Source organism: Streptomyces sp. PL-25 (genome assembly GCF_058344915.1).
In genome coordinates this window covers 6,758,772-6,783,375 of record NZ_CP136997.1, presented here as the reverse complement: position 1 = coordinate 6,783,375, position 24,604 = coordinate 6,758,772, and the positions used below count along the sequence as shown (strand labels likewise).

Annotated in this window: 22 protein-coding genes; 9 read left to right on the top strand and 13 right to left on the bottom strand. The window is 73.4% G+C overall.

What is annotated here, in order from left to right; genetic code table 11:
• Positions 1-29: 29 nt before the first annotated feature.
• A complete protein-coding gene (locus R4Z62_RS30170; protein ID WP_064536494.1) occupies positions 30-272 on the bottom strand; it encodes a DUF5302 domain-containing protein in 243 nt (80 codons plus the stop codon).
• Positions 273-355: 83 nt separating this feature from the next.
• Complete coding sequence (locus tag R4Z62_RS30165; RefSeq protein ID WP_491521451.1) at positions 356-1,801, bottom strand: DEAD/DEAH box helicase; 1,446 nt, start codon at positions 1,799-1,801, stop codon at positions 356-358.
• A 315-nt stretch (positions 1,802-2,116) separates the two neighbouring features.
• Here R4Z62_RS30165 and R4Z62_RS30160 point away from each other — a divergent pair, with 315 nt between their 5' ends.
• On the top strand, positions 2,117-2,716 hold the full coding sequence (locus R4Z62_RS30160) for a TetR/AcrR family transcriptional regulator (protein WP_491521450.1): 600 nt from the start codon (positions 2,117-2,119) through the stop codon (positions 2,714-2,716).
• 33 nt (positions 2,717-2,749) lie between these two features.
• On the opposite strand, the gene R4Z62_RS30155 is transcribed toward R4Z62_RS30160, so the two are convergent.
• Positions 2,750-3,379 (bottom strand): chorismate mutase, encoded by a 630-nt coding sequence (locus R4Z62_RS30155; protein WP_491521449.1) that lies wholly within the window; start codon positions 3,377-3,379, stop codon positions 2,750-2,752.
• 52 nt (positions 3,380-3,431) lie between these two features.
• Complete coding sequence (locus tag R4Z62_RS30150; RefSeq protein ID WP_491521448.1) at positions 3,432-3,992, bottom strand: hypothetical protein; 561 nt, start codon at positions 3,990-3,992, stop codon at positions 3,432-3,434.
• A gap of 255 nt (positions 3,993-4,247) precedes the next feature.
• Here R4Z62_RS30150 and R4Z62_RS30145 point away from each other — a divergent pair, with 255 nt between their 5' ends.
• Positions 4,248-6,086 (top strand): FUSC family protein, encoded by a 1,839-nt coding sequence (locus R4Z62_RS30145; protein ID WP_491521447.1) that lies wholly within the window; start codon positions 4,248-4,250, stop codon positions 6,084-6,086.
• Between the two features lie 22 nt (positions 6,087-6,108).
• On the opposite strand, the gene R4Z62_RS30140 is transcribed toward R4Z62_RS30145, so the two are convergent.
• On the bottom strand, positions 6,109-8,445 hold the full coding sequence (locus tag R4Z62_RS30140) for an FdhF/YdeP family oxidoreductase (protein ID WP_491521446.1): 2,337 nt from the start codon (positions 8,443-8,445) through the stop codon (positions 6,109-6,111).
• A 134-nt stretch (positions 8,446-8,579) separates the two neighbouring features.
• Here R4Z62_RS30140 and R4Z62_RS30135 point away from each other — a divergent pair, with 134 nt between their 5' ends.
• The 3 genes from R4Z62_RS30135 (at position 8,580) to R4Z62_RS30125 (ending at position 10,930) form a co-directional block, all read left to right on the top strand.
• Complete coding sequence (locus R4Z62_RS30135; RefSeq protein ID WP_064536488.1) at positions 8,580-8,945, top strand: DUF488 domain-containing protein; 366 nt, start codon at positions 8,580-8,582, stop codon at positions 8,943-8,945.
• Between the two features lie 182 nt (positions 8,946-9,127).
• A complete protein-coding gene (locus R4Z62_RS30130; protein WP_064536487.1) occupies positions 9,128-10,111 on the top strand; it encodes a Dyp-type peroxidase in 984 nt (327 codons plus the stop codon).
• Between the two features lie 3 nt (positions 10,112-10,114).
• Positions 10,115-10,930, top strand: coding sequence for a family 1 encapsulin nanocompartment shell protein (locus R4Z62_RS30125; RefSeq protein ID WP_491521445.1), 816 nt, complete (start codon positions 10,115-10,117; stop codon positions 10,928-10,930).
• 12 nt (positions 10,931-10,942) lie between these two features.
• Here R4Z62_RS30125 and R4Z62_RS30120 read toward each other — a convergent pair whose 3' ends face one another.
• From R4Z62_RS30120 to R4Z62_RS30110, 3 genes are read right to left on the bottom strand one after another with little or no spacing between them, the layout of a single operon-like run.
• Complete coding sequence (locus R4Z62_RS30120; protein WP_491521444.1) at positions 10,943-11,983, bottom strand: NAD(P)-dependent alcohol dehydrogenase; 1,041 nt, start codon at positions 11,981-11,983, stop codon at positions 10,943-10,945.
• A 40-nt stretch (positions 11,984-12,023) separates the two neighbouring features.
• Positions 12,024-12,812 (bottom strand): SDR family NAD(P)-dependent oxidoreductase, encoded by a 789-nt coding sequence (locus R4Z62_RS30115; RefSeq protein ID WP_064536485.1) that lies wholly within the window; start codon positions 12,810-12,812, stop codon positions 12,024-12,026.
• Between the two features lie 7 nt (positions 12,813-12,819).
• The gene (locus tag R4Z62_RS30110) at positions 12,820-13,566 is read right to left on the bottom strand and encodes a TetR/AcrR family transcriptional regulator (RefSeq protein ID WP_491521443.1); all 747 of its coding nucleotides are present in this window, start codon (positions 13,564-13,566) and stop codon (positions 12,820-12,822) included.
• 170 nt (positions 13,567-13,736) lie between these two features.
• On the opposite strand from R4Z62_RS30110, the gene R4Z62_RS30105 reads away from it, so the two are divergent.
• The gene (locus R4Z62_RS30105; RefSeq protein ID WP_064537763.1) at positions 13,737-14,360 is read left to right on the top strand and encodes an acetate uptake transporter; all 624 of its coding nucleotides are present in this window, start codon (positions 13,737-13,739) and stop codon (positions 14,358-14,360) included.
• A gap of 58 nt (positions 14,361-14,418) precedes the next feature.
• Here R4Z62_RS30105 and R4Z62_RS30100 read toward each other — a convergent pair whose 3' ends face one another.
• The gene (locus tag R4Z62_RS30100; protein WP_491521442.1) at positions 14,419-16,350 is read right to left on the bottom strand and encodes an ABC transporter ATP-binding protein; all 1,932 of its coding nucleotides are present in this window, start codon (positions 16,348-16,350) and stop codon (positions 14,419-14,421) included.
• A 305-nt stretch (positions 16,351-16,655) separates the two neighbouring features.
• On the opposite strand from R4Z62_RS30100, the gene R4Z62_RS30095 reads away from it, so the two are divergent.
• Together R4Z62_RS30095 and R4Z62_RS30090 are read left to right on the top strand one after the other, a co-directional pair.
• The gene (locus tag R4Z62_RS30095; RefSeq protein WP_355480914.1) at positions 16,656-17,735 is read left to right on the top strand and encodes a mechanosensitive ion channel family protein; all 1,080 of its coding nucleotides are present in this window, start codon (positions 16,656-16,658) and stop codon (positions 17,733-17,735) included.
• A 91-nt stretch (positions 17,736-17,826) separates the two neighbouring features.
• The gene (locus R4Z62_RS30090) at positions 17,827-20,046 is read left to right on the top strand and encodes an NADP-dependent isocitrate dehydrogenase (protein ID WP_491521441.1); all 2,220 of its coding nucleotides are present in this window, start codon (positions 17,827-17,829) and stop codon (positions 20,044-20,046) included.
• Positions 20,047-20,130: 84 nt separating this feature from the next.
• Here R4Z62_RS30090 and R4Z62_RS30085 read toward each other — a convergent pair whose 3' ends face one another.
• Positions 20,131-20,472, bottom strand: coding sequence for a DUF5713 family protein (locus tag R4Z62_RS30085; RefSeq protein WP_064536481.1), 342 nt, complete (start codon positions 20,470-20,472; stop codon positions 20,131-20,133).
• 231 nt (positions 20,473-20,703) lie between these two features.
• Between R4Z62_RS30085 and R4Z62_RS30080 the strand changes: the two genes are divergently transcribed.
• Entirely contained in the window at positions 20,704-21,996 is a 1,293-nt protein-coding gene (locus R4Z62_RS30080; RefSeq protein WP_237305471.1) for a cytochrome P450, read from the top strand.
• An 18-nt stretch (positions 21,997-22,014) separates the two neighbouring features.
• Here R4Z62_RS30080 and R4Z62_RS30075 read toward each other — a convergent pair whose 3' ends face one another.
• The 3 genes from R4Z62_RS30075 to R4Z62_RS30065 are packed head-to-tail and all read right to left on the bottom strand — an operon-like array spanning position 22,015 to position 24,586.
• The gene (locus R4Z62_RS30075) at positions 22,015-22,521 is read right to left on the bottom strand and encodes a hypothetical protein (RefSeq protein WP_064536480.1); all 507 of its coding nucleotides are present in this window, start codon (positions 22,519-22,521) and stop codon (positions 22,015-22,017) included.
• On the bottom strand, positions 22,518-23,156 hold the full coding sequence (locus tag R4Z62_RS30070) for an RNA polymerase sigma factor (RefSeq protein ID WP_382851569.1): 639 nt from the start codon (positions 23,154-23,156) through the stop codon (positions 22,518-22,520). Before R4Z62_RS30070 ends, R4Z62_RS30075 begins: the two co-directional genes overlap by 4 nt.
• On the bottom strand, positions 23,153-24,586 hold the full coding sequence (locus tag R4Z62_RS30065) for a S8/S53 family peptidase (RefSeq protein ID WP_491521440.1): 1,434 nt from the start codon (positions 24,584-24,586) through the stop codon (positions 23,153-23,155). Before R4Z62_RS30065 ends, R4Z62_RS30070 begins: the two co-directional genes overlap by 4 nt.
• Positions 24,587-24,604: the final 18 nt, after the last annotated feature.

The following is a 24,604-nucleotide window of genomic DNA, read 5'->3' as shown; positions in this document are numbered from 1 at the left end:
GTGCGGTCGGGGCACCGGGCGTGATCGGCTCAGCCGCCGCTCTTGCGCCTGAACGACCGCTGGTTCGTGGCCGGGCCGTGTGCCGCGCGTACCTTCGACGCGTCCGGGTTGGCGGCGGCGTCGGCGGCTTCCGCCTGCGCACCGCGCTTGCGGGCGAGGGCTTCGCGGAACTTGCGCTTGAGGTCGTAGTTGCCGTCGGCGTCCGGCGTCAGAGGGGACGTCTCGGCGTCGGCCGGCTCCGAACCTTCCGTGGTGACGGGCTCTGCGGTCATGGTGACCTCCTGGGTTCGGGGATGGGCACGCACAGCTTGTCATGCCGGACGTGGTGCGCGACCGGGTGGCGGGGCAGCGGCCCTCAGCCGTTGCGGCGTACGAGGGCCGCCTTGCGGGCCTCGGCGAGCTTGCGGGCCTCGCCCGCCTTCCGGGACGTGCCGCCTCCGCGGCGGGCGGGGTCCTTGCTGGTGCCCAGGCCGCGGAAGGGGGCGTTGGTGTTCTTGGGCCGGGCGGGGGCGGCCCCGCCGTCGAGCGGGGTCCCGGACGGGGCCTTGGCTCCGGTGATCCGGCTCAGCTCCGCCTCGCCCGAGCGCACCTTGGTGACGGTCGCCTCGATACCGGCCTCGGCCATCATCCGGCGCGTCTCGTCACGGCGGCCCGCCGGTACGAGCGTGACCACGCGGCCGGACCCGCCGGCGCGGGCGGTACGGCCCGCCCGGTGCACATAGTCCTTGGGGTCGGTGGGCGGATCGACGTTGACCACGAGATCGAGGTCGTCGACGTGCAGACCGCGGGCCGCCACATTGGTCGCCACCAGAACGGTGATCTGGCCGTTCTTGAACTGCGCCAGCGTCCGTGTGCGCTGCGGCTGGGACCTGCCGCTGTGCAGCGCCCCCGCGTGCACACCGCTGGCCCGCAGATGCCGGGTGAGCTGGTCGACGGCGTGCTTGGTGTCCAGGAACAGCAGGACGCGGCCGTCGCGGGCGGCGATCTCCGTGACGACGGCGTAGCGGTCGGGGCCGTGGACGACCAGGACGTGGTGCTCCATCGTCGTGATCCGGCCCGCGTCCGGGTCGGCCGAGTGGGCCACGGGATCGCGGAGGTAGCGGCGGACGAGCTGATCGACGTCGCCGTCCAGCGTGGCCGAGAAGAGCATCCGCTGACCGTCCGGGTGCACCTGGTCGAGGGCCTCGACGACCTGCGGCAGGAACCCCAGGTCACACATCTGGTCGGCCTCGTCCAGCACGGTGATCCGCACCCGTCCCAGTCGGCAGGCGTTGCGCTCGATCAGGTCGTGCAGGCGTCCGGGGGTGGCGACGACCACCTCTGCTCCCTGGCGCAGCGCGGCGACCTGCCGTCCGGTCGACACCCCGCCGACGACCGTGGCCGTCCGCAGCCGCAGTGCCTCGGCGTACGGCGCCAGCGCCTCGGTCACCTGTTGGGCCAGTTCCCGGGTGGGCACGAGAACCAGCGCGAGGGGCTGCTTCGGTTCGGCTCGCCGCCCGGCCGTACGGGTCAGCAGCGGCAGGCCGAAGGCGAGCGTCTTGCCCGATCCGGTGCGCCCGCGCCCCAGGACGTCGCGGCCCTTCAGGGCGTCCGGCAGGGTGGCGGCCTGGATCGGGAAGGGCGCGCGCACCCCGGACGCGCTCAGTGTCCGCAGCACCTCCGCCGGCAGTCCCAGGTCGGCGAAGGAGCCTGCCGGGGGCGGCGCCGGGGTCGTGGCGCCGGGCCGGGCGGGACCGCCCTGAGCCGTGCCGGAGTCGGCGGTGCCGGAGTCGACGGTGCCGGGGTCATCGGGGTGCTTCACGAACAGCCTTCCGCAGGAGGAACGTACCGAGGAAGACCCGGCAGGACGGAACAGCCCGCCCACCGGCGGCACCGGCCGGGCTGGATCGCTCACCGCGACGACCACGCAAACGCACGAGGCTAACACGGACACACGGGATGGCGGCCGGGGGCTGCTACCCGACAGCCGACGCCGGTCGTCGTACGTACGCCCGGCTACGTACTCCCCGTTCTCCCCGTTCTCCCCGTTCTGCCCATTCTCCCTGTTCTGCCCGTTCTCTCCGTTCTCCCCGTTCGAGACCGATCGTTCGCCCTCGTACTTCGCTATCCTGGCTGAATGGGCCAGGGCACCAGGGGAAGCAGCACGTCGGCGGCGCGGGCGCGGCTGCTCGGTACGGCGACCAAGATCTTCTACGCGGAGGGGATCCACTCCGTCGGCGTCGACCGGATCATCGCGGAGGCGCAGGTCACGCGGGCCACGCTGTACCGCCACTTCACGGGCAAGGAAGAACTCGTCCTCGCCTACCTCGGCCTGGCCGACCGGGAACTCCGCTCGCAGGCCGAGGCCGCGCAGGCGGGTGAGGAGTCGGCGGCCGACAAGGTCCGGGCCGTCTGCCGGACCATCGCCGCGGGGATCCGGTCCCCGGGGTTCCGGGGCTGCGCCTTCCTCAACGCGGCGGTGGAGTACCCGGATCCGGACCATCCGGTGCACCGCGCCGTCCTGGCCCACCGGCAGTGGTTCCTGGACACCGTCACGGAGCTGCTGGCCCGGACCGGCGGTGACGCACCCGCCGAGGCCGCCGGCCGGCATCTCGTCATGCTCCGGGACGGCGCCATGGCCTCCGGGTGCCTGTCCGACCCCGAACTGGTGGCCGAGACCTTCCTCCAGGGCGTCGAGGGGATCCTCCGGGCGCGTTCCGCGCCGCTCGGCGACTGACGGGGCGCGTCCCGGTGACTGACGGAACGCATCTCAGCGGCACACGGAGCGCGTCGCCGTCCTGAGCGCGCGGCGGTGGAGTGCGTCCAGGCGTTCCAGAGCCGCGCCCGATGCGCCGGCCAGGGCGAGTCGCGCCGCGCAGCCGACGGGCTCGGCGCGCGACCGCTCCGTGTCCTTGAGCTCGTCGAGCAGGGCCCGGGTCAGCCGGTCGAGCCGCTCGCGGACCGGGCCGAGGTCGGGACGTGTCGCGGGAGCTTCCCCGGGGCGGGCGGTCCAGCGGGCGAACAGCCCCCGCTGCGTGATCTTGCTGGCCGCGATCTGGTCCCGGAAGAACGCCACTGCCGCGTCCGGGTCCAGCCCGGCGGCACCGGCCTGCGCACGGACCTGGTCCAGGACCTGCCCCTCGCGCACGGGGTCCTCGATGGGCGCGCCGGTGCCGAACTTGGCCGCCGCCACGTCGTCGCCCACCCGGATGCGCTCGATGACGAGGCCCGTCAGAGGGCCGAGCCTGCCGAGCGGGCCGCCCAGGGGCCCGGCGGTCGTACGGGCACTCGCAGCCGTCGCGGCCGCCACCTCCGTCGCCTGATGTGTCGTCGGCAGCGCCAGGGTCCCGCACAACGCGGTGACGACGGCGCAGCGAGCCGTGCTGTCTCGCAGGTTCACTTGTCCACCTCGGGTTCGGGTTCCGGTGCCTCCCGCTGCCCTGTCCGTGCTGTCAGTTCCCCTTGGCGGCGCGGCCCAGGCGCAGGGCGGAGAGGAGGAAGAAGACTCCGCCCGGAACGGCGTAGCCGATCGCACCGGTGAGCGCGGGATCGTCCGCCCCGGCCGACGCGACGAACGACGCCCCGGCCAAGACCGAGATGCCGCCGCTGAGGATCATCGGCCACTGGCCGCCCAGCGACCGGCGGGGGACGGCCACGATCAGCTGGACCAGGCCGGACACGACCGCCCAGGCTCCCCACACCCGCAGCACCGCCGGGATGCCGGACGCGCAGGCGACGGCCACGCCGACGGCCGCGACCGAGCTGATGGCCATGTTCAGGCGCAGCAGCGTCGGAGATCCGGCGGCGCGCGACGCCCTCGTGTCGACGACGGCCGCACCCACGTCGAACAGCGGATACAGCACGAGCAGCACGGCCGTGGCCGGGCTGATCCCGGACGCCGTCGCGAACATCACGAGCGCCCAGGTCAGGGCGAAGGCACAACGGACGAAGTACAGGCGGCGCAGGGCGGAGGCCGTCCCGGTGACACCGGACGGAGCGGCGAAGGTGCTCACGGTGATCCCTTTCGGTGGATTCATGAATTCGATGGATTCGGCGGATTCGGTGGATTCGGCGGATACGTGACGGAGACCGGAGTTCGCAGCGGGAACCGCGTCGGACCACGAGGGAGAACGAACGTTCTCCCTCTTCCCTTGAGCCTGGCAAGCGTGCTCCGCCTTGTCAAGACCGAACGTTCTCCCTCACCGGATCCGGTCGGTCCACCCCGGAAGGTTTTGACGTGCCCGGACATGCGACAGATGCTGAGGCCGATGGATCCCGGAGGTGGAGGTGAGGCAGGCCGCGCGGTCGCCGCAGTGGGGCGGGTGCTCTCGCCACGCGGGGCACTGGCCGTGCGCCGGGTGGACGGGGCCCTGGTGTTCGCCCTGCGGGCGGCCCTGGCCATGGCGCTGGTCGCCCTGCCGATCGTGCTCGCCGGACGCCCGGATCTCGCCGGGTACGCGATGCTCGGCTCCTTCACCACCACGTTCGGGCGCAATCTGCCCTATCCGCGCCGGGCCCGCGTGCTGGCGTGGGTCGCGCTCGCCATGACCGCATGTGTGGCCTCCGGCATGACACTGGCGGCCCTGGTCCGTCCGCGGGCGGGCGGGACGGGCGCCGTCCTGGTGGTGGCGGCCACGGCAGCGGTCGCCGGGGCGGCGAAGTTCACGTGCGACGCGGCGCGGCTGGGCGGGCTCGGCGCGGTGCTGCTGCTCTTCTCCTTCGCGGTGGCCGCCGAGAGCCCGGCCGCGTTCACCGACGTCCTGCCCCGGACCGGGCTGGCCGCGGCCGCCGCGGCGGTCGCCTGGGGGACGGCCGTCGCGGGCCGGTACGTCCATCCGGACCGGCCGCAGCGGCTCGCCGTGGCCGCCGCCTTGCGCGCGCTCGCCCGGCTGCTGACGGCGACGGCGACCGATACGGACGGGGCGGATCCACGGGGTGCGGCGGGACGGGAGCGGCACCGGGCGACGGTGGCCGTGCTGCACGCGTACCACTGCCTCGGTCTCGCGCCGCCCGCGCACCGGCCCCTCGGCCCCGGTCCGCCCGGAGCCGGGGCGCGCACCGGCCCGGACAGGATGGACGGGACCGATGTCTGCGTCCGGCTGGCCGACGTGTCCTGGTCGCTGCTGATCGGCTCCGCGAGCCGGCCGCCGCCGAAGGGGACCGAGTCGGCGGAGCTGCTGCGGCGTCAGGCACGACTGCTCGCGGACCGGCGCCGGGCCCGGCCGGAGCTGCTGCCCGGCTTGCCGACGCCGTACGCGGAGGCGGACGCGGACGCTGCCCCGCCCTCTTCCGCCGCGCGCACCGCGGGCGGGGACCCCGAGCCGGCCTCGCCCGACTCCACGCGCCGGGCCGGTGAGCTGTTCGCGGGGCCGCGGCTCGCCGGGCCCGTGCACCGCTCGGTGCGGATGGTGCCCGCGCTGCGCATGGTGCTGGGTACCGGGGTGGCGGGCGCCCTGGCGCTCGGGCTCGGCCTGGGGCACGGCTACTGGGCGGCGATCTCGGCCGCCGCCGTGTTGCACTCGGTCAACATCCGTACGACCGCGCAGCGTGCCGTCCAGCGGACCCTGGGGACGGTGCTGGGGCTGCTGCTCGCGCTCGGGGTGCTGGGCGCGCGCCCGGACCCGGTGGTCCTCGTGCTGGTGATCGTGGTCCTGGAGTTCCTGCTCGAATACGTGGTGGTCCTCAACTACGGCCTCGGCGTCGTCTTCCTGACGCCACTGGCGCTGCTGCTGAGCGAACTGGCGGCTCCCGCCCCCGCCGGCGCGCTCGTCCAGGACCGGGCCCTCGCCAGTCTCCTGGGCATCGCGGTGGGCCTGGCCTGCGCGGTGCTGGTGGTCGACGACCACGCCGCCGTACGCGTGGAGCACGCGCTGGCCGCGTGCGCCCGCGCCACGCGGCAGGCGGAAGAGGTGCTGGCCGGTGCCGCGGGGCCGCCGCCCGCGGCGCTGCCGGTGCGGCTGGCCGAGGCCGTGGTGGAGCTGCGCGAGGCGGACGACGCCGCGGCGGGCGAGCTGTGGCAGGCCGGGATCGACCCGGCCCTGCTCGCCGCCGCGGAGCGGCGCGGCTACCTGCTGCTGGAGCGGCTCCTCTCGCACCCGCCCGGGTGAGCCACGACCCTTTGCCGCCCGGTCACCCGGCCGTGCGGTCCCCCGTCCCCGACGGCCGCACGGTCACGTCCACGTTCTTCATCAGCGGCTGGTCGCTCTGGGTGCTGTGGTCGCCGATGGCGCACAGGACGTTCAGCTCCGGCATGTACCCGGCGGCGCAGCCGCGCGGGATGTCGTACGGGACGGCCTTGTAGCGGTGGACGCTGCGGGTCGAGCCGTCCCGCGCCGTGCTGGTGATGTCGACCTCGTCGAAGAGCGCGAGCCCGCGGTCGCGCATGTCCTGGGCGTTCATGAAGATCAGGGTGCGCAGGTTCTTGATCCCGCGGTAGCGGTCGTCGGCGGAGTAGATCGTGGTGTTCCACTGGTCGTGGGAGCGCATCGTGCCGAGCTTGAGCACGCCGTCGGCCGGTACGACGTCGGGGAGTCCGGCGGCGGAGAACTCCGCGCGGCCCGAGGCCGTACGGAAGACGAGTTCCCGGGCGGGCTGCTTGATGCGGAAGCCGAGCGGGAGACGGACGCGCCGGTTGAAGTCCTCGAACCCCTCCAGGGCCCGTGCCATGGTGTCGCGGATGCGGTCGTAGTCCTCGACGTACCACTCCCAGGGGGTGTCGCTGTCGGGCAGGGCGGCGCGCGCCATTCCGGCGATGACGGCCGGTTCGGAGAGCAGGTGGGGCGAGGCGGGCCGCTTCATTCCGAGGGAGAGGTGGACCATGCTCATGGAGTCCTCGACCGAGGTGGCCTGCTTGCCGGCCTTCTGGAGGTCCTTCTCGGTGCGGCCCAGGCAGGGCAGGATGAGCGCCCGGCGGCCGTGCACCAGATGGCTGCGGTTGAGCTTGGTGCTGACCTGCACGGTCAGTTCGCACCGCCGCAGCGCCTCGGCGGTGTACGCCGTGTCCGGGGCGGCCAGCGCAAAGTTGCCGCCCATGCCGACGAAGACCGTCACCTCGCCGCGGTGCATCGCCTCGATGCTGCTCACGGTGTCCAGGCCGTGTTCGCGGGGCGGTTCGATGGCGCACGCCTTCGCCAGACGGTCCAGGAACTCCGGGGGCGGGCGGTGGTCGATGCCGCAGGTGCGGTTGCCCTGTACGTTGCTGTGGCCGCGCACCGGCGACGGACCGGCGCCCTCGCGGCCCAGGTTGCCGCGGAGCAGCAGCAGGTTGACGATCTCCCGGACGGTGTCCACTCCGTGTTCGTGCTGGGTGATCCCCAGGCACCAGCTGAAGATGCTCCGGTCGGCCTCGCAGTAGACGCGGGCGGCCTTGGCGATGTCGGCGCGGGCGACACCGCTCTGCCGCTCGATCTCCTCCCACGGCGTGGCCTCCACGAGCGCCCGGTAGGCGTCGAAGCCCGTGGTGTACCGGTCGATGAACTCCCGGTCGAGCGCCTTCGGGTCGGTCTCCGCCTCGGCGAGCACGGCCTTGGCCATGCCGCGCAGCAGGGCCATGTCGCCGCCGATGCGCGGCTGGATGTTGAGCGAGCTGGTCGGGGTGGACCGGAACAGCGCCATGTCGACGAAGTCGTGCGGGATGATCGTGCGGGTCGCCGCGGCCTCCACGAGCGGATTGATGTGCACGATCTTCGCGCCGCGCTTGTGCGCCTCGGCGAGCGAAGTGAGCATCCGCGGGGCGTTGGAGGCGGCGTTGACCCCGAGGATGAACAGGGCGTCGGCGACCTCCCAGTCCTTGAGGTCGGCCGTGCCCTTGCCGGTGCCGAGCGCGGCCTGGAGGGCGCGGCCGCTGGCCTCGTGGCACATGTTGGAGCAGTCGGGCAGGTTGTTCGTGCCCAGCTCGCGTGCCATGAGCTGGTAGAGGAAGGTCGCCTCGTTCCCGAGCCGCCCCGAGGTGTAGTACGTGGCCCGGTGCGGGCTGTCCAGTTCGCGCAGGGTGCGTCCCACCAGGGCGAACGCGTCCTTCCAGGAGATCGGCACATAGGTGTCGGTGTCCGGGTCGTAGCTCATGGGGTGGGTCAGCCGGCCCTGGCGTTCCAGTTGCTCGTCGCTCCAGGAGGACAGCTCGGTGACGGTGTGCGCCGCGAAGAACTCCGGGCCGACCCGATGGTGGGTCATCTCCCAGGAGACGTGTTTGATGCCGTTCTCGCAGATGTCGAGCCGCAGCCCCTTGAGGTCGTCCGGCCAGGCGCATCCGGGGCAGTCGAAGCCCTCCCCCTCGTGGTTCATGCGCTGGACGGCACGCGGCCCGTCGACGAACTCGCGTTCGCGCAGCAGGAAGCGGGAGACGCTCTTGGCCGCGCCCCAGCCCGCCGCCGGGTGGTGGTAGGGGCGGAACTCCGGAGCCCGCTGGTCCGGGGCGTCCTCGGCAGGGGCGTCGGCGGACTGCGCCGGGGTCCTCTGGTCGGTCATGGGTACTCCCTGTTCTGCGGACGTTCTGCGGGACGTTCTGCGGGACGTTCTGCGGGATGCTCCGTGGTGTTCTACGTTCGACGGGACTCTCGGTTCGTTCTACGGGGCTCTCGGTTCGACGAGGAGGTACCGCCATGTCCGGACGGGTCAGCTGCCGCAGGATCTACGAGGACGCCTCGCCGCGGGACGGCACGCGGGTGCTGGTGGACCGCCTGTGGCCCCGGGGGGTGAGCAAGGAGGACGCCCGCTGGGACGAGTGGCTGCGGGACATCGCGCCCTCGACCGACCTGCGCCGCTGGTATCACCATGATCCGGACCGCTTCACCGAGTTCCGCCGCCGTTACGTCGCCGAGCTGGGCGACCCCGACCACCACTCCGCCGCCGAGCATCTGCACGACCTGGCGGCCCACGGCAGGCTCACGCTGCTGACGGCCACCAAGGACGTGGACCACAGTGAGGCCGCGGTCCTCGCCGACTGGCTGAACCACGCCGGACGCTAGGCCCTGGCCCAGGGCGCGCGGCGGGCTCAGGTGCCAGGTTATGCGCCCCGCTCCCGTCCGGCCCGTCCACAGCGGCCACCGGGCCCGGACAGTAGAGTCCGCAGGACAGCACAGAGTCCGCAGGACAGCACGCAGCACGAGAATCCGGCAGTACTCCCGCCATCAGCCTGGAGGCACGCTCCGTGGTCGAGCCGCAGTCCGTGATCGCCCCGCCCGCCAGATCCGCCCTGTTCCTCGTCTGCACCATCGTCTCCGGTGGTGAGGCGGTCGTCCGCGATCTGCTCCCGGATGTGGCCGGGCTGAAACGGTCGGTGGGGTTCCGCGCCCCGGACGACGACCTCACCTGCGTCGTCGGCATCGGCTCCACCGCCTGGGACCGCCTCTTCGACGGCCCCCGCCCCCGCGAGCTGCACCCCTTCGTGCCGCTCACCGGAGCCCGGCACCACGCGCCCTCCACGCCGGGCGACCTCCTCTTCCATCTGCGCTCCCGGCGCATGGACCTGTGCTTCGAGATGGCCCAGCTGATCGGTGAGCGCCTCAGCGGCGCCGTCACGGTCGTGGACGAGGTGCACGGCTTCAAGTCGTTCGACGAGCGCGACCTGCTCGGTTTCGTCGACGGCAGCGAGAACCCGGAGGGGCGCCTGGCCCTGGACGCCGTCCACATCGGCGAGGAGGACCCGGACTTCGCGGGCGGCAGCTACGTCGTCGTCCAGAAGTATCTGCACGACCTCGCCGCGTGGAAGGCGCTGCCGGTGGAGGAGCAGGAGAAGGTCATCGGCCGCTCCAAGCTGGACAACGTCGAGATGCCCGACGACGTCAAGCCCGTCGACTCCCATGTCGCGCTCAACACCGTCACCGACGAGGACGGCACCGAACGCAAGATCGTCCGGGACAACATGCCCTTCGGACGCGTCGGCGAGGGCGAGTTCGGCACCTACTTCATCGGCTACGCCCGTACGCCCGCGGTGACCGAGCAGATGCTGCGGAACATGTTCCTCGGCGACCGGCCCGGCGTGCACGACCGGATCCTCGACTTCTCCACCGCGGTCACCGGCTGCCTCTTCCACGTCCCCACCGCCGACTTCCTCGACGACCCGCCGCCCCCGCCCGCGGTCACCGCCGTGGCGGAGGGCTCCCTGGGGATTGGCAGTCTGAAAGGAGCCTGATCCATGTCCACGCCCACCGCCATGACCAACCTCCACCGCGAACTCGCCCCGATCACGCCCGAGGCGTGGGCCCAGATCGAGGACGAGGCCCGCCGCACCTTCCAGCGCAACGTCGGCGGCCGGCGCGCCGTGGACGTGACCGGGCCCGAGGGACCGACGCTGGCGGCGGTGGGCACCGGCCACCTCACCGCCATCGAGGCGCCCGCGCAGGGCGTGACCGCGCGGCTGCGCCAGGTGCAGCCCCTCGTCGAGCTGCGCGTCCCCTTCAAGGTCACCCGGGACGCGGTGGACGACGTGGAGCGCGGCGCGCAGGACTCCGACTGGCAGCCGGTGAAGGACGCGGCGCGCGCCATGGCGTTCGCGGAGGACCGTGCCGTCTTCGAGGGGTACGCGGCGGCGGGCATCGACGGGCTGCGCAGGCGCACCTCCAATCCGGTGGTGAGCCTGCCGGCGGAGCCGCGCGACTACCCGGACGCGGTCAGCCACGCCCTGACGACGCTGCGGCTGGCCGGGGTCGCCGGTCCGTACGCGCTGGTGCTGGGCGCCGACCCGTACACGGCGGTGAACGAGACGTCCGACCACGGCTACCCGATCGCCGCGCATCTGAGCCGGCTCCTGGACGGGCCGCCCATCTGGGCGCCCGCCGTGGACGGCGGCTTCCTGGTGTCCACCCGGGGCGGTGACTTCGAGCTGCGGCTCGGCCAGGATCTCGCGATCGGCTACACCACCCACGACGCGCAGGCGATCGAGCTGTACTTCCGGCAGACGCTGACGTTCCTCGTCTACACGGACGAGGCCGTGGTGGCGCTCACCTCCTGAGGGGCCCGCCGCTCAGCCGTTGGGCAGGACCACCGCGCGGCCGTCGATGCGGCCCGCGTGCAGCCGTTCGTAGGCGAGCGGTGCCTCGTCGAGTGTGAAGGTCTCCGTGTGCACCGACAGCGCGCCGGAGCGGGCCAGGGCCAGCACCTCGGCGAGTTCGCCGCGGCTGCCCCAGTACGGGGAGCTGACCGTGACCTCGTGCGGCAGCCGGCCGAAGCCGACGGGCAGCGCCCCGCCGCCGAGGCCGACGACGGAGATCTCGCCCTCGACGGCGGCCACGGCCCCTGCGGTGGCGACGGTCGGCGCGGCGCCGACGAAGTCGAACACGGCCTCGGCGCCCAGCCCGCCGGTCAGTTCGCGGACCGCGGCGGCGGCCCGCTCGTCGGACCTGACCGTCTCGTGCGCCCCGACCTCGCGGGCCAGCCGCAGCTTGTCCTCGCTGATGTCGAGGGCGACCACCCGGGCCGGGGACAGCGCCCGCAGCAGCTGCACGGCGACGTGTCCGAGGCCGCCGGCGCCGATCACCACGGCGGTGGAGCCCGGCACGAGGCGGGGCAGCGCCCGCTTGACCGCGTGGTACGGCGTGAGGCCCGCGTCGGTCAGCGGGACCGCGGCGACCGGGTCGAGGCCGTCCAGCGGGACCAGGTGCCTGGCGTCGTCGACGAGCAGGTACTCGGCCATCGCGCCGGGGGCGCCGAGGCCGGGCGGGCGGATGCCGAGCGCGCCGGCGCGCAGGCAGTAGTTCTCCTTGCCCTCGGCGCACTTGGCGCAGGCGCCGCAGCCCCAGGGCCCGTACACGGCGACCTGGTCGCCCTCGGCGAGTCCGGTCACCCCGGCGCCGAGCGCCGCGACCGTGCCCACGCCCTCGTGGCCGAGGGTGAGCGGCAGCGGGAAGGAGAGCGCCTCGGCCGGGCGGCTCATCACGGCGATGTCGGAGTGGCACACACCGGCGGCGGTGACCTTCAGCAGGATCTGGCCGGGGCCGGGCTCGGGATCGGGGACGGTGACGACCTCGGGCGGGGCGCCGACGGTGCGGTACTGGAGTGCCTTCATGGAAGTTCCTTCCTCCTGTGGTCTGCGTGGTCCGGCGGGCTCAGACGGCGGTGTAGGCGCCGTCGACCAGGTGGTAGCCGCCGTGGACGTAGGAGGCGCGGTCGCTGAGCAGGAAGGCGATGAGTTCGGCGACCTCCTCGGCCCGGCCGAGGCGCCCGGCGGGGTGCCGTCCGACGAGGGCGCGGCGGGCGGTCTCCTCCATGCCGTCGAGCAGCGGGGTCTCGATGAAGCCGGGGCCGACCGCGTTGACGCGGATGCCGCGGGCCGCGTACTCGGCGGCGGCCGTCTTCGTCAGGCCGACCACGCCGTGCTTGGCGGCGACGTAGGCGGGGGAACCGGCGAAGCCGACGGAGCCGAGGATGGAGGCCACGTTGACGATCGCGCCGCCGCCAGCCGCCTCCAGCGCGGGCAGTTCGTAGCGCAGCGAGTAGAAGACGCCGTCCAGGTTGGTGCGGACGACCCGCTGGTAGGCGTCGATGTCGTAGGCGCCGGTCGGGGCGCTGGGGCCGGAGATCCCGGCGTTGTTCACGGCCAGGTGCAGGGCGCCGAAGGTGTCCTGGGCGAAGGCGACCGCCGCCTCGACGGACTCGGGCCGGGTGACGTCGGTGCGCACGGCGGCGGCCTCGACGCCCTCGGCGGCCAGCTCGGCGGCGGCCCGCTCGGCGCCCTCGGCGTCGTGGTCCGCGATGACGAGGCGCGCGCCGCCGGCGCCGAGGCGGCGGGCGGTGGCCAGGCCGATGCCGGAGGCGGCGCCGGTGACGAGGGCGGTGCGGCCGGCGAACTCGGTGGCGTGGCCGGGGGCGGGGTGCGCGGGGGTGGTGGTGCTCATGGTGTGCTCACTTGCCGGTGGTGCGGTCGGCGGCCGCGGTCACGGCCGCCGTGGTCAGGGCGTCGTAGGCCCGCTCGACGAGAGCGGCGAGGTCGGCGGCTCCCGTGGCGTGGTCCCCCGCCGTGCGCGCCCACTGGCGCAGCGCGGCGGTGAGGACCCCGGCGGCGGCGCCGACGACGACGGACGGGCGTACGTCCTGGGTGTCGTCGGTGCCGAGCCGGGCGGCGATGATCCGGATGGACTCCTCCTGGGCGTCGACCCGGACGCGTTCGTAGGCGGCGAACAGGGCGGGCTCGCGGTCCAGCAGGGCCAGCAGCCGCCGCATGTCCGGCCGGTCGTGCCAGGCCGGGTCCGTCCGGTCGGCGAGCCAGCCGCGGACGGCCGCGCGGTAGGCGAGCAGCGGCGGCTCGGCGGCCGGACGGGCGCGCAGCAGGGCGTTGATGCGGTCGCCGTCGCCGCGGACGAAGTCCAGGGCCGCGTCCTCCTTGCCGGTGAAGTTCCGGCTGAAGGTGCGGCGGGTGACGTCGGCGCGTTCCGAGATCGCCTCCACGGTGGTGTCGGCGAGCCCGCGTTCGAGGATCAGTTCCAGGGCGGCGGTGGCCAGCGCGTTCCGGGTCTGCCGGGCCTTGCGCGCGCGGCGGTCCTCGGGGGTTCCGGGAGCGCCGGTGCCGCCGGGGGCACCGCCGGTGCCGGGGCTGCCGGGGCTGCCAGGGTTGCCGGCCGGGCTGCTGCTGGGGGGCTGCGTCGCCGTCATGCTCCTCACCGTACACCCGTCATGTCCCATGGGGACATGTGTCCCTGCGGGACATCTGCTGTCCCGGTCGTACGCCGTCCGAGACCGCCCGGCCCTACACCGTCTGAGACGGACGCGCCGTGGGTACTCGGCCGCCCGTCCTGCTGGCCCCGGTCGAAGGGATGGTGGCCATGGCCGACGACACGAGCCGCGGCGTCCGCGAGGAGGCCCGTCCGGCGGATCCGCAGGCCCGCGCCCACGCGGATCCGGCCCCGGTGGGCCTCGCGGGTTTCGCGCTCACCACACTGCTCCTGTCCGTCATCAACACCGGTCTCCTCAAGGAGGCCGGCGGCATCCTCCCCGTGCTGGCCCTCGCGGCGTTCTACGGCGGACTCGCGCAGTTCGTCGCGGGGCTCTTCGAGTTCCGCCGGGGCAACACCTTCGGCGCCACGGCGTTCATGTCGTACGGCGCCTTCTGGCTGACCTACTGGTGGCTGGTGCAGCATGTCGCCGGCGCCGGTGACGTGCACAACGCGCTCGGGCTCTATCTGCTCGGCTGGGGCATCTTCACCGCCTACATGGCGGTGGCCGCGCTGCGCGTCAGCGTCGCCGTGCTGGCCGTGCTCGTGCTGCTGACCGTGACCTTCGTCCTGCTGGCCGCCGGTGAGTTCCAGGGCGGTGCGGGGCCGTCCGCCCTGACCAAGGTCGGCGGCTGGTTCGGGATCGCCACGGGGCTGGTCGCCTGGTACGCGTCGGCGGCGGCCGTCGTCAACGCCACGCACCGGCGGACGGTGCTGCCGACCGGACCGCGCTGAGGGCCGGCCCTCTGCGGCGGCGGGCCGCGCCGGTCCGCCGCCGCGGGGGCCGCCCGGCCTACGCCACCGCCTCGCCGACCGGCTGTCCGGCGCCCCGCCCGGTGCCGTGCTCGGCGCCCCGCTCCGGGTGCTGCGGGGCGAACTGGGTGCGGTACAGCTCCGCGTAGCGGCCGTCCGCCGCCAGCAGCGCGTCATGGGTGCCGCGCTCGACGATCCTGCCCGCCTCCACGACCAGGATGAGGTCGGCGGTGCGGACGGTGGACAGCCGATGGGCGATCACCACGGCGGTGCGGTCCGCGAGGGCCTCGGTGAGCGCCTCCTGGACGGCCGCCTCCGAGGTGTTGTCGAGGTGGGCGGTGGCCTCGTCGAGGATCACGACCCGCTGGCGGGCCAGCAGCAGCCGGGCGATGGTCATGCGCTGGCGCTCCCCGCCCGAGAGCCGGTAGCCGCGCTCGCCCACGACGGTGTCCAGGCCGTCGGGCAGCGCGCGGACGAGGTCGTCGAGGCGGGCCCGGCCGAGCGCGTCCCACAGGTCCGCGTCGCTCGCGCCGGGGCGGGCCAGCAGCAGGTTGGCGCGGACCGAGTCGTGGAAGAGGTGGCCGTCCTGGGTGACCATGCCGAGCGTGGCGCGCAGCCCGGCGGCGCTCAGATCGCGCACGTCCACGCCGCCGACGCGGACGGTGCCCTCGTCGGCGTCGTACAGGCGCGGCAGGAGCTGCGCGATGGTCGACTTGCCCGCGCCGGAGGAGCCGACCAGGGCGACGGTCTGCCCGGGTTCGGCGCGGAAGGAGACGCCGTGCAGGACCTCGGCGCCGCCCCGGGTGTCGAGGCTCGCGACCTCCTCAAGGGAGGCCAGGGAGACCTTGTCGGCGGAGGGGTAGCCGAAGCGGACGCCGTCGAACTCCACCGCGACCGGCCCGTCCGGCACCTCGCGGGCGTCCGGCCGCTCCTCGATCAGCGGCTTCAGGTCGAGCACCTCGAAGACGCGCTCGAAGCTGACCAGGGCGCTCATCACCTCCACGCGCGCCCCGGCGAGCGCGGTCAGCGGGGCGTACATCCGGGTGAGCAGCAGGGCGAGCGCGACGACGGCGCCCGGCTCCAGGGTGCCGCGCAGGGCGAAGTACCCGCCCAGGCCGTAGACCAGGGCCAGGGCCAGGGAGGAGACGAGGGTCAGGGACGTGATGAAGACGGACTGCGCGGTGGCCGTGCGGACGCCGATGTCGCGGACCCGGCGGGCGCGGGCGGCGAACTCCGCCGACTCCTCCTCGGGGCGGCCGAAGAGCTTGACGAGGGTGGCGCCGGGGGCGGAGAACCGCTCGGTCATACGGGTGCCCATCGCGGCGTTCAGGGCAGCCGCCTCGCGCTGCATCCGGGCCATCCGGCTGCCCATCCGCCGGGCCGGGACCACGAACACCGGCAGCAGCGCCAGGGCGAGCAGGGTGATCTGCCAGGACAGGGTGAACATGACGGCGAGCGTGAGCACCAGCGTCACCAGGTTGCTCACCACGCCGGACAGGGTGTTGCTGAAGGCGCGCTGGGCGCCGATGACGTCGTTGTTGAGCCGGGAGACGAGCGCGCCGGTGCGGGTGCGGGTGAAGAAGGCGACCGGCATGCGCTGCACATGGTCGAACACGGCCGTGCGCAGATCGAGGATGAGCCCTTCGCCGAGGGCGGCCGACAGGCGCCGCCCGAGGATGCCGAGCGCGGCCTCGGCCACCGCGATCAGGGCGATGAGCAGGGCCAGGCGGACGACCTCGGACCGGTCGCCGCCGGAGACGATGGCGTCGACGACCCGTCCGGCGAGCACCGGGGTGGCGACGGCGAGCAGGGCCGTCGCCACCCCGAGGACGACGAACCGGACGATACGGCGGCGGTGGGGGCGGGCGAAGGCGCCGATGCGGCGCAGCGTCGCGCGGGCGAAGGGACGGCGTTCCTGCTCGGCGTTGAGCACGCTGTGCAGTTGCGTCCAGGCGGTGGTCTCCATGCTCATGGTGGAGAACCTAGGACCTCAAGTGTCGTTGAGGTCAACGCCCGGCCGGGGGAAGGGGGCGCGCGGCTCCGCACGGGCCGTGGGACGCGTGCTCCCCGGGCACCGGTCGTGTGCGCTCCGGGCCCCGGTCGCGTACGAACTACCCTGACGGATGGGGCAGGATGAGCGATCGCGCCGCCCTCGGACCGAGTGCCGCCCGGCGCGATCCCCGTAGCCCGGAAGCGAGCAGGTGACCACGTGACGCGACTTCACCCCAGGCCCTCGACGGCCCCCGTACCCGCGGACCGCCGCAGCGGAGGCGCCCGGTGAACCGCGACGTGAGCCTGGACGACGTGTTCCTCGCGGGAAGCTCCCTGGCCGCCGGTGTGGTGGTGGCCTTCCTCTCGCGGACCCTGCTGCTGTGGCTGGCCCGGCACGCCAAGCGGACCCGCTGGAGCGGTGACGACGTCATCGTGGACGCGCTGCGCACGGTGGTGCCCTGGGCGGCCATCGCGGGCGGCGCCGCGGGCGCGGCGACGGCGCTGCCGCTGGCCCGGGTGAGCCGCCACCATGTGAACCAGGCGCTGACGGTGTTCCTGATCCTCGTCGTCACCCTGTCGGCGGCGCGCGTGATCTCCGGGCTGGTGCGCACGCTCACGCAGTCCCGCTCCGGAGTGGCCGGATCGGCCACGATCTTCGTCAACATCACCCGGATCCTGGTGCTGGCGATCGGCTTCCTGGTGATGCTCCAGACCCTCGGCATCTCCATCGCGCCGCTGCTCACCGCGCTGGGCGTGGGCGGTCTCGCGGTCGCGCTGGCACTCCAGGACACCCTCGCCAACCTCTTCGCCGGGGTCCACATACTGGCCTCCAAGACCGTCCAGCCGGGCGACTACATCCGGCTGAGCACCGGCGAGGAGGGCTATGTGGAGGACATCAACTGGCGCCAGACGACCGTGCGCCAGCTCTCCAACAACCTGGTCGTCATACCCAACGGACAGCTCGCCCGCACGAACATGACCAACTTCAGCCGCCCCGAGCAGCGGCTGACGATCCTGGTGCAGGCCGGGGTGGGCTACGACAGCGACCTGGAACATGTCGAACGGGTGACGCTGGAGGTGGTCGCCGAGGTGATGCACGAGATCACCGGCGCCCTGCCGGAGCACGAGCCCGCGCTGCGCTTCCACACCTTCGGGGACTCCCGGATCGGTTTCACGGTGATCCTCGGCGTCGGCGAGTTCAGCGACCAGTACCGGATCAAGCACGAGTTCATCAAGCGGCTGCACCGGCGCTACCGCCGCGAGGGCATCAGCATCCCGGCCCCGGCCCGCACGGTGACGCTCCAGCCGGACCCGGTGGTCATCCCCCGCCCGCGCGGCTCCGAGGACGGCGCGGTCTCCGCCTGAGCCGGTTCTTGGCGCGGACCCCTGTCGAGCCGGGCCCGATCACGAGATATCTTGATGTCGAGCAATGTTGCAGACGTGGAGCGGAGCACCGGTGACTGACTCGACCATCATCTACACACACACTGACGAGGCCCCGGCCCTGGCGACGTATTCCTTCCTGCCGGTGGTCCGGGCGTACGCCTCGCAGGCGGGTGTGGCCGTGGAGACCCGTGACATCTCGCTGGCCGGGCGCATCATCGCGGTGTTCCCGGAGTACCTGAGCGAGGACCAGCGGATCCCCGACGCGCTGACCGAGCTGGGCGAGCTGGCCAAGACGCCCGAGGCCAACATCATCAAGCTGCCGAACATCTCGGCGTCCATCCCGCAGCTCAAGGCCGCGATCGCCGAGCTGCAGGGCCAGGGCTACGCGCTGCCGGACTACCCGGACGACCCGAAGAGCGACGAGGAGCGCGACATCCGCGCCCGCTACGACAAGATCAAGGGCTCCGCGGTCAACCCGGTCCTGCGCGAGGGCAACTCCGACCGCCGCGCCCCCGCCTCGGTGAAGAACTACGCCAAGACCCACCCGCACCGCATGGGCGCCTGGACCGGCGAGTCCAAGACGAACGTGGCGACCATGGGCGCCGACGACTTCCGCTCCACCGAGAAGTCCGTCGTCATCGCCGAGGACGGCGCGCTGCGCATCGAGCTGAAGGGCGACGACGGCTCCACCACCGTGCTGCGCGAGTCGGTGCCGGTCCTCGCGGGCGAGGTCGTCGACGCCTCCGTGATGCGGGTCGCCGCGCTGCGCGAGTTCCTGACCGAGCAGGTCGCCCGCGCCAAGGCGGAGGGCGTGCTGTTCTCCGTGCACCTGAAGGCCACCATGATGAAGGTCTCCGACCCGATCATCTTCGGCCACGTCGTCCGCGCCTTCTTCCCGAAGACGTTCGCGAAGTACGGCGAGACCTTCGCCGCCGCGGGCCTGACCCCGAACGACGGCCTGGGCGGCATCCACAAGGGCCTGGAGAGCCTGCCGGAGGGCGCCGAGATCAAGGCGTCCTTCGACGCCGAGCTGGCCGAGGGCCCGGAGCTGGCCATGGTCGACTCCGACAAGGGCATCACCAACCTGCATGTGCCCTCCGACGTGATCGTGGACGCCTCCATGCCGGCCATGATCCGCACCTCCGGCCACATGTGGGGCCCCGACGGCCAGGAGCACGACACCCTCGCGGTGCTGCCGGACTCCTCCTACGCGGGCGTCTACCAGGCCGTGATCGAGGACTGCCGCGCCCACGGCGCCTACGACCCCTCGACGATGGGCTCGGTGCCGAACGTCGGTCTGATGGCGCAGAAGGCCGAGGAGTACGGCAGCCACGACAAGACCTTCGAGATCCCGGTCACCGGCACGGTCCGCCTGGTCGACCAGGCCGGCAACGCGGTCCTGGAGCAGGCCGTCTCGGCCGGTGACATCTTCCGCGCCTGCCAGACCAAGGACGCGCCGGTCAAGGACTGGGTGAAGCTGGCCGTCACCCGCGCCCGCGCCACCGGCGACCCGGCCGTCTTCTGGCTGGACGAGACCCGCGCGCACGACGCCAACCTGATCGCCAAGGTGAAGCAGTACCTGCCGGAGCACGACACCGAGGGCCTGGACATCCGGATCCTGGCCCCGGAGGAGGCGACCAGGCTGTCGGTGGAGCGCATCCGCCGCGGCGAGAACACCATCTCCGTCACCGGCAACGTGCTGCGCGACTACCTGACCGACCTGTTCCCGATCCTGGAGCTGGGCACCAGCGCCAAGATGCTCTCGGTGGTCCCGCTGATGGCGGGCGGCGGCCTCTTCGAGACCGGCGCCGGCGGCTCCGCGCCCAAGCACGTGCAGCAGCTGGTCAAGGAGAACTACCTGCGCTGGGACTCCCTCGGCGAGTTCTTCGCCCTGGTGCCGTCCCTGGAGCAGTACGCCGAGGCCACCGGCAACACCCGTGCCAAGGTCCTCGCCGACACCCTCGACCGGGCCACGGCGACCTTCCTCAACGAGGACAAGTCCCCCACCCGTCGCGTCGGCGGCATCGACAACCGCGGCAGCCACTTCTACCTCTCCCTGTACTGGGCGCAGGAGCTGGCCCGGCAGACCGACGACGCCGACCTGGCCAAGGCGTTCGCGCAGCTCGCCGAGACCCTCGCGGGCAGCGAGCAGCAGATCGTCGACGAGCTGAACGCCGTCCAGGGCGAGCCGGCCGACATCGGCGGCTACTACCAGCCCGACCCGGCCAAGGCCGCCGCGGTGATGCGTCCTTCGGCCACCTGGAACGAGGCCCTGGCCGCCCTGAGCTGACCCGGACGGTGCCCCGGACCTGGTGGTCCGGGGCACCGGTACCCCGCCGCCCCGGCCGGTCCCGTACCGGCCGGGGCGGCGGCGTCACCAGTCGCGGGGCGCGATCAGCTCCTCCGCGTCGGCGTCCGTGAAGCCGTATGCCTGGGCGACGAACCAGAAGTCCTCCGCTATCTCCTCGCGGGCCACCGTCTCGATCTCGCTGCCCGCCGCCTCGAAGTCGTCCTGGAGACCGTTGAACTCCTCGGTCGCCGCGTGCGTCAGCGCGTACAGCGCGGCCAGGTCCGCGGGCCGCTCCGCCTCGATGCGCTCGCACAGCCGCACCAGCACCGCCCGGCCCAGGTCCACGACCGGGTCCGGGTAGTAGTCGCTGCGGTACAGGTTCTTCAGGAACGCGTGGTCGAGCACGCGCTGGTCGGTGACGGGCATGGCGCTCCCCTCCCCCGGCCCCCGGCCTTGTCGCGGGGGCCTCGGCGATGTGACGGCTCCGATCCTGCCGCACACCACTGACAACCCTGCCGCACGCCACCGACAGCGCCCCGGCACCGGCCCGCCGGCCTGGTCCGCCGACCCGGTCCGCCCCGGTGCGCGCCCGCCGGGCGCCGCACGGCTGGAGCACTCCCACGCGACAAGCGGCCCGGCCGCGGTGAGGGTGGATGTATGACGCAGGAGATCACCACGCCCTCACCCGACCGGGTGGCTCCGCGGCCTGCCGCCCGGGTCGTGCCGATCACCGTCGAACCGCCGGCCCCGGCTCCGGCCCCGCCGCCCCCGATACGCGAGTGGCCCGCCCTGGACCTGGACGGGCCGGAGTTCGACCCGATACTCGCCGGCCTGATGCGCGAGGGCCCGATCACCCGGATCCGGCTGCCCCACGGCGAGGGGTGGGCCTGGCTGGCCACCCGGCACGACGACGTGAAGCTGATCACCAACGACCCCCGGTTCAGCCGTACCGAGGTCACCCGGCGTCAGGTGACGCGGCTGGCCCCGCACTTCAAACCGCGCCCCGGCTCCCTCGCCTGGGCCGACCAGCCCGACCACAACCGGCTGCGCAGGCCGATCGCCGGCGCCTTCACCGTCGGTGCCATGAAGCGGCTGCGGCCCCGCGCCCAGGAACTGCTGGACCCCCTGGTGGACGCCGTGCTGCGCGACGGGCCGCCCGCCGACCTGGTGGAGCGGGTCCTCGAACCGTTCCCCATCGCGGTGGTCGCCGAGGTGATGGGGGTGAGCGAGTCCGACCGCGAGCAGGTCCACACCTGGACCCGGCAGATCATCTCGATGTGCGGGGGCGCGGAGGCCGCAGACCGCGCCAAGGAGGGCATGTACGGCTGGATCGCCGCGACCGTCCGGGCCCGCCGGGACAGCACCGGCGAGGACGTGCTGTCCCGGCTCGGCGCGGCCGTGGGCCGGGGCGACATCAGCGAGGAGGAGGCGGTGGGCCTGGCCGGGCCGCTCCAGATCGGCGGTGAGGCCGTCACCCACAACGTGGGGCAGATGCTCTACCTGCTGCTGACCCGGCCCGAGCTGATGGCCCGGATGCGGCAGCGGCCCGACGAGCGCGGCCCGGTCCTGGAGGAGCTGCTGCGCCACATCCCGCACCGCAGCACCGTGGGCCTGGCCAGGATCGCCCTGGAGGACGTCGAACTGCGCGGAGTGCGCATCGCGGCGGGCGACCCCGTCTACGTCTCCTACCTGGCCGCCAACCGCGACCCGGCCGTCTTCCCCGCCCCGGACACCATCGACCCGGACCGGGACCCCAATCCGCATCTGGCCTTCGGCAACGGGCCGCACTACTGCACCGGCGCCGTCCTCGCCCGGCTCCAGACCGGACTGCTCGTCGACACCCTGCTCGACCGGCTGCCCGGTCTGCGGCTCGCGGTGCCGGCCGACCAGGTCGCCTGGCGCCGCAGGACGATGATCCGCGGCCCGCAGAGCCTCCCCGTCACCTGGTGAGGAGCGCCCCGCGGGCGCTCAGGCCCGCAGCCACTCGGTGACCACCACGTCCCCGCCCGCGTGCAGCCGCAGCGCGAACGGCCCGGCCGGCGGGGCCTGGGCGGCGAAGCGGCCCAGTTCGTCGGCGGTGAGCCGGGCACCGGCCCGCGGGCCGCTCAGCACCTCGATACGGGCCGGCTGCGGCGGCATCACCTGCCCCAGCAGACCGTCGCCGCTGACCTCCACGTCGACGGTCAGGTCACCGGCCTGGAAGGTCAGCATCCGCGGCACGTCCGTGGCGCCCCGGACCGGGATGGCGTCGACCAGCGAGTCGAAGGTCAGCTCGGCGATCCGGGCGTCCAGGTCGTGCAGGGCGAACGCCTCCACGGCGAGCTGGCGCAGACTGTCCGGGACCGGGTCGAGGACCGCGGCGGCCTGCCGCAGCTCCTCCTCCAGCAGCTCCTGCTCGGCCTCGCCGAAGTCGCCGCCGGCGCGGCCGTCGTCGTGCCCACCGGTGGTGTCGTGGTTACCGGCGTTGTCGTTCACGAAGTCCCCCGTGCGTCGAGTCGTGCGCGCAGCCGCCGCAGGCAGCGCTGGCGCAGAGGTCCGATACTGCCCACGGCGACGCCGAGAGCGGCCGAGACCTCCTGGTAGCTGGGCGGCGGCGAGGCCATCAGGACCCGCAGCAACTGGCGGCAGCGGTCGCCGAGTTTCTCGAACTCCTGCCACAGCCGGCGGATCCGCTCGCTCTGCGCGGCGGCCTCCTCGGCGTCCAGCAGCGACTGCTCCGGCGCCCCTTCCTCGCTGACCCGGTCGAGCAGCTGCGGATCGTCGGTGACGGTGAGCCGGCTCAGGCTGCGGAGCGTCCTGAGGCACTCGTTGCGCGCAGTGCTCGCCAGCCAGGAACCGGCCTTCTCGGGCTCCCGGATCCGCCCCAGGTGCTGGGCGAAACGGAACCATACCGTCTGATACACCTCGTGCCCGTCGGCGTCGGAGAGCCGGTGCGCGCGCACCACCGACCAGACCAGCGGGCTCAGGCCCTCCACCAGCGCCTTCCAGGCGGCCGCGTCACCGTCGACCGCCGACTGGACGAGCGCCCCGACATCTGCACGGTCCACCGACTCACCCCTCGTGTACGGCCTGTCATCGTACGCCGTGGAGGGAAGGGTTCCGATGCTCATACCGGCGGCGCCAGCCGCTGGACGGGCACCGGACGCCAGGTGGGCGGGCGCAGCGCCGGTACGTGCGCCCCGCGCACCTCGGCGTACTGGGCGTGGGAGGCGAGGAGTTGACGGCGGGCGGCTCTGGGATCGCGCTCCTTGTGGGCCGTCATGTGGGCGGCGACCATACCGGCGGCCACGGGGGTGGCGAACGAGGTGCCGCTCCAGTGCGCGTACCCCTCGAACATCACCTGGTCCGGTTTGTCCGGGGAGTTGTCGCCGTCCACGCTCAACAGGCCCGCGTGCGGCGGTGACTGGCAGGTGCAGGCGTAGTGGAAGCCGAACCGGCAGGCGTCGTAGGTGGAGTGCTGGTAGACGTAGGGCACGGGCGTCTCGAAACCGGTGAGGACGCTGGTGAGCCGCTCGCCGGGGGCGTACGCCTTCACCCAGTGGCCGTGGTTGCTGAAGCAGGCGCCGTGCTCGCCGTCGCCGCGCAGCGCGCCGACCGACAGCACCGCGTCGGCGTAGCCGGGCAGGTCGGCGTAGGCGGCGGGCCAGAACGGCGTGGCGCTGGCGTTGTTGCCCGCGGCGGCGACCAGGAGCGTGCCCCGGGCGCGCAGTTCCCGCATGAAGGCGTCCACGCCGAGCAGGCCGTCGAGGCGGCCGTTGGAGGTGCCCGCGGAGAGGCTGATGATGTCGGGCCAGCCGCCCGCGTCGACGGCCTCGAACAGCCGGTGCCCGAAGTCGGACTCCAGTACCGCCCCGGCGTCGTCGAGGGTGCTGCGGACGGTGATGTCGGTGTTGGGCGCGACGGCGGCGAGGAGCCCGGCGATGAACGTGCCGTGGCCGACGTACTGCCGCAGGACGCCGTCGTGGGTCTCCTCGACCTGGCGGTCGCCGCGCACATGGCCGAGCAGCGGGGCGTCCGCGTGGTCGTGCATGAGCCCGGTGTCGACGACGAGGACGGCCACGGCGGTGTCCGGGTCGTGCGGGATGCTCTCGGGCGCGGGGTTCATGCGGGCGGTGCGCGGTGCGGGCACCGGCTCGTCGCCGGGACAGGCGTTGACCGCGATGGACACCACGTGGTTGCGGCTGACCAGGCGCCGGCCGGCGCGTCCCTCGTGTTCGCGCAGGGCGCGCAGGGCGTGCGCGACGGCGAGGTCGCCGCCGCCGTCGCCGTGCCCGGGGTCGCCGACCTGGATCCGGGTGACGCCGGTGCGGTTGGTCTCCGGACCCGCCCGGCGCACCCGGTCGGCGGTCAGCTCGGGCGCCGCCGTGAAGTGGGTGCGCACGGTGTCCTCGACGAGCCGGGCCTCCTCGCCGTCGCGGGCGAGGACCACCCCTTTCTCGTACAGGAACTCCGCTGAGTCGTCCGGGCCCAGGGCCAGCGGGACGCCGGGCATCGAGCGCTGGATCTGCGCGAACTGCTCGTGGAAACGCTGTGGTGCCATGGCGCGCGTGTCCTCCCG

Bases quoted from the DNA above. Each gene is read 5' to 3' on its own strand.
- R4Z62_RS30115 (WP_064536485.1), bottom strand. From the start codon at position 12,812: ATGAGCACCACCACCCCCGCGCACCCCGCCCCCGGCCACGCCACCGAG.
- R4Z62_RS30170 (WP_064536494.1), bottom strand. From the start codon at position 272: ATGACCGCAGAGCCCGTCACCACGGAAGGTTCGGAGCCGGCCGACGCC.
- R4Z62_RS30080 (WP_237305471.1), top strand. From the start codon at position 20,704: ATGACGCAGGAGATCACCACGCCCTCACCCGACCGGGTGGCTCCGCGG.
- R4Z62_RS30145 (WP_491521447.1), top strand. From the start codon at position 4,248: ATGGATCCCGGAGGTGGAGGTGAGGCAGGCCGCGCGGTCGCCGCAGTG.
- R4Z62_RS30105 (WP_064537763.1), top strand. From the start codon at position 13,737: ATGGCCGACGACACGAGCCGCGGCGTCCGCGAGGAGGCCCGTCCGGCG.
- R4Z62_RS30070 (WP_382851569.1), bottom strand. From the start codon at position 23,156: ATGAGCATCGGAACCCTTCCCTCCACGGCGTACGATGACAGGCCGTAC.
- R4Z62_RS30135 (WP_064536488.1), top strand. From the start codon at position 8,580: ATGTCCGGACGGGTCAGCTGCCGCAGGATCTACGAGGACGCCTCGCCG.
- R4Z62_RS30065 (WP_491521440.1), bottom strand. From the start codon at position 24,586: ATGGCACCACAGCGTTTCCACGAGCAGTTCGCGCAGATCCAGCGCTCG.
- R4Z62_RS30140 (WP_491521446.1), bottom strand. From the start codon at position 8,445: ATGACCGACCAGAGGACCCCGGCGCAGTCCGCCGACGCCCCTGCCGAG.
- R4Z62_RS30125 (WP_491521445.1), top strand. From the start codon at position 10,115: ATGTCCACGCCCACCGCCATGACCAACCTCCACCGCGAACTCGCCCCG.
- R4Z62_RS30085 (WP_064536481.1), bottom strand. From the start codon at position 20,472: ATGCCCGTCACCGACCAGCGCGTGCTCGACCACGCGTTCCTGAAGAAC.
- R4Z62_RS30110 (WP_491521443.1), bottom strand. From the start codon at position 13,566: ATGACGGCGACGCAGCCCCCCAGCAGCAGCCCGGCCGGCAACCCTGGC.
- R4Z62_RS30120 (WP_491521444.1), bottom strand. From the start codon at position 11,983: ATGAAGGCACTCCAGTACCGCACCGTCGGCGCCCCGCCCGAGGTCGTC.
- R4Z62_RS30100 (WP_491521442.1), bottom strand. From the start codon at position 16,350: ATGAGCATGGAGACCACCGCCTGGACGCAACTGCACAGCGTGCTCAAC.
- R4Z62_RS30160 (WP_491521450.1), top strand. From the start codon at position 2,117: ATGGGCCAGGGCACCAGGGGAAGCAGCACGTCGGCGGCGCGGGCGCGG.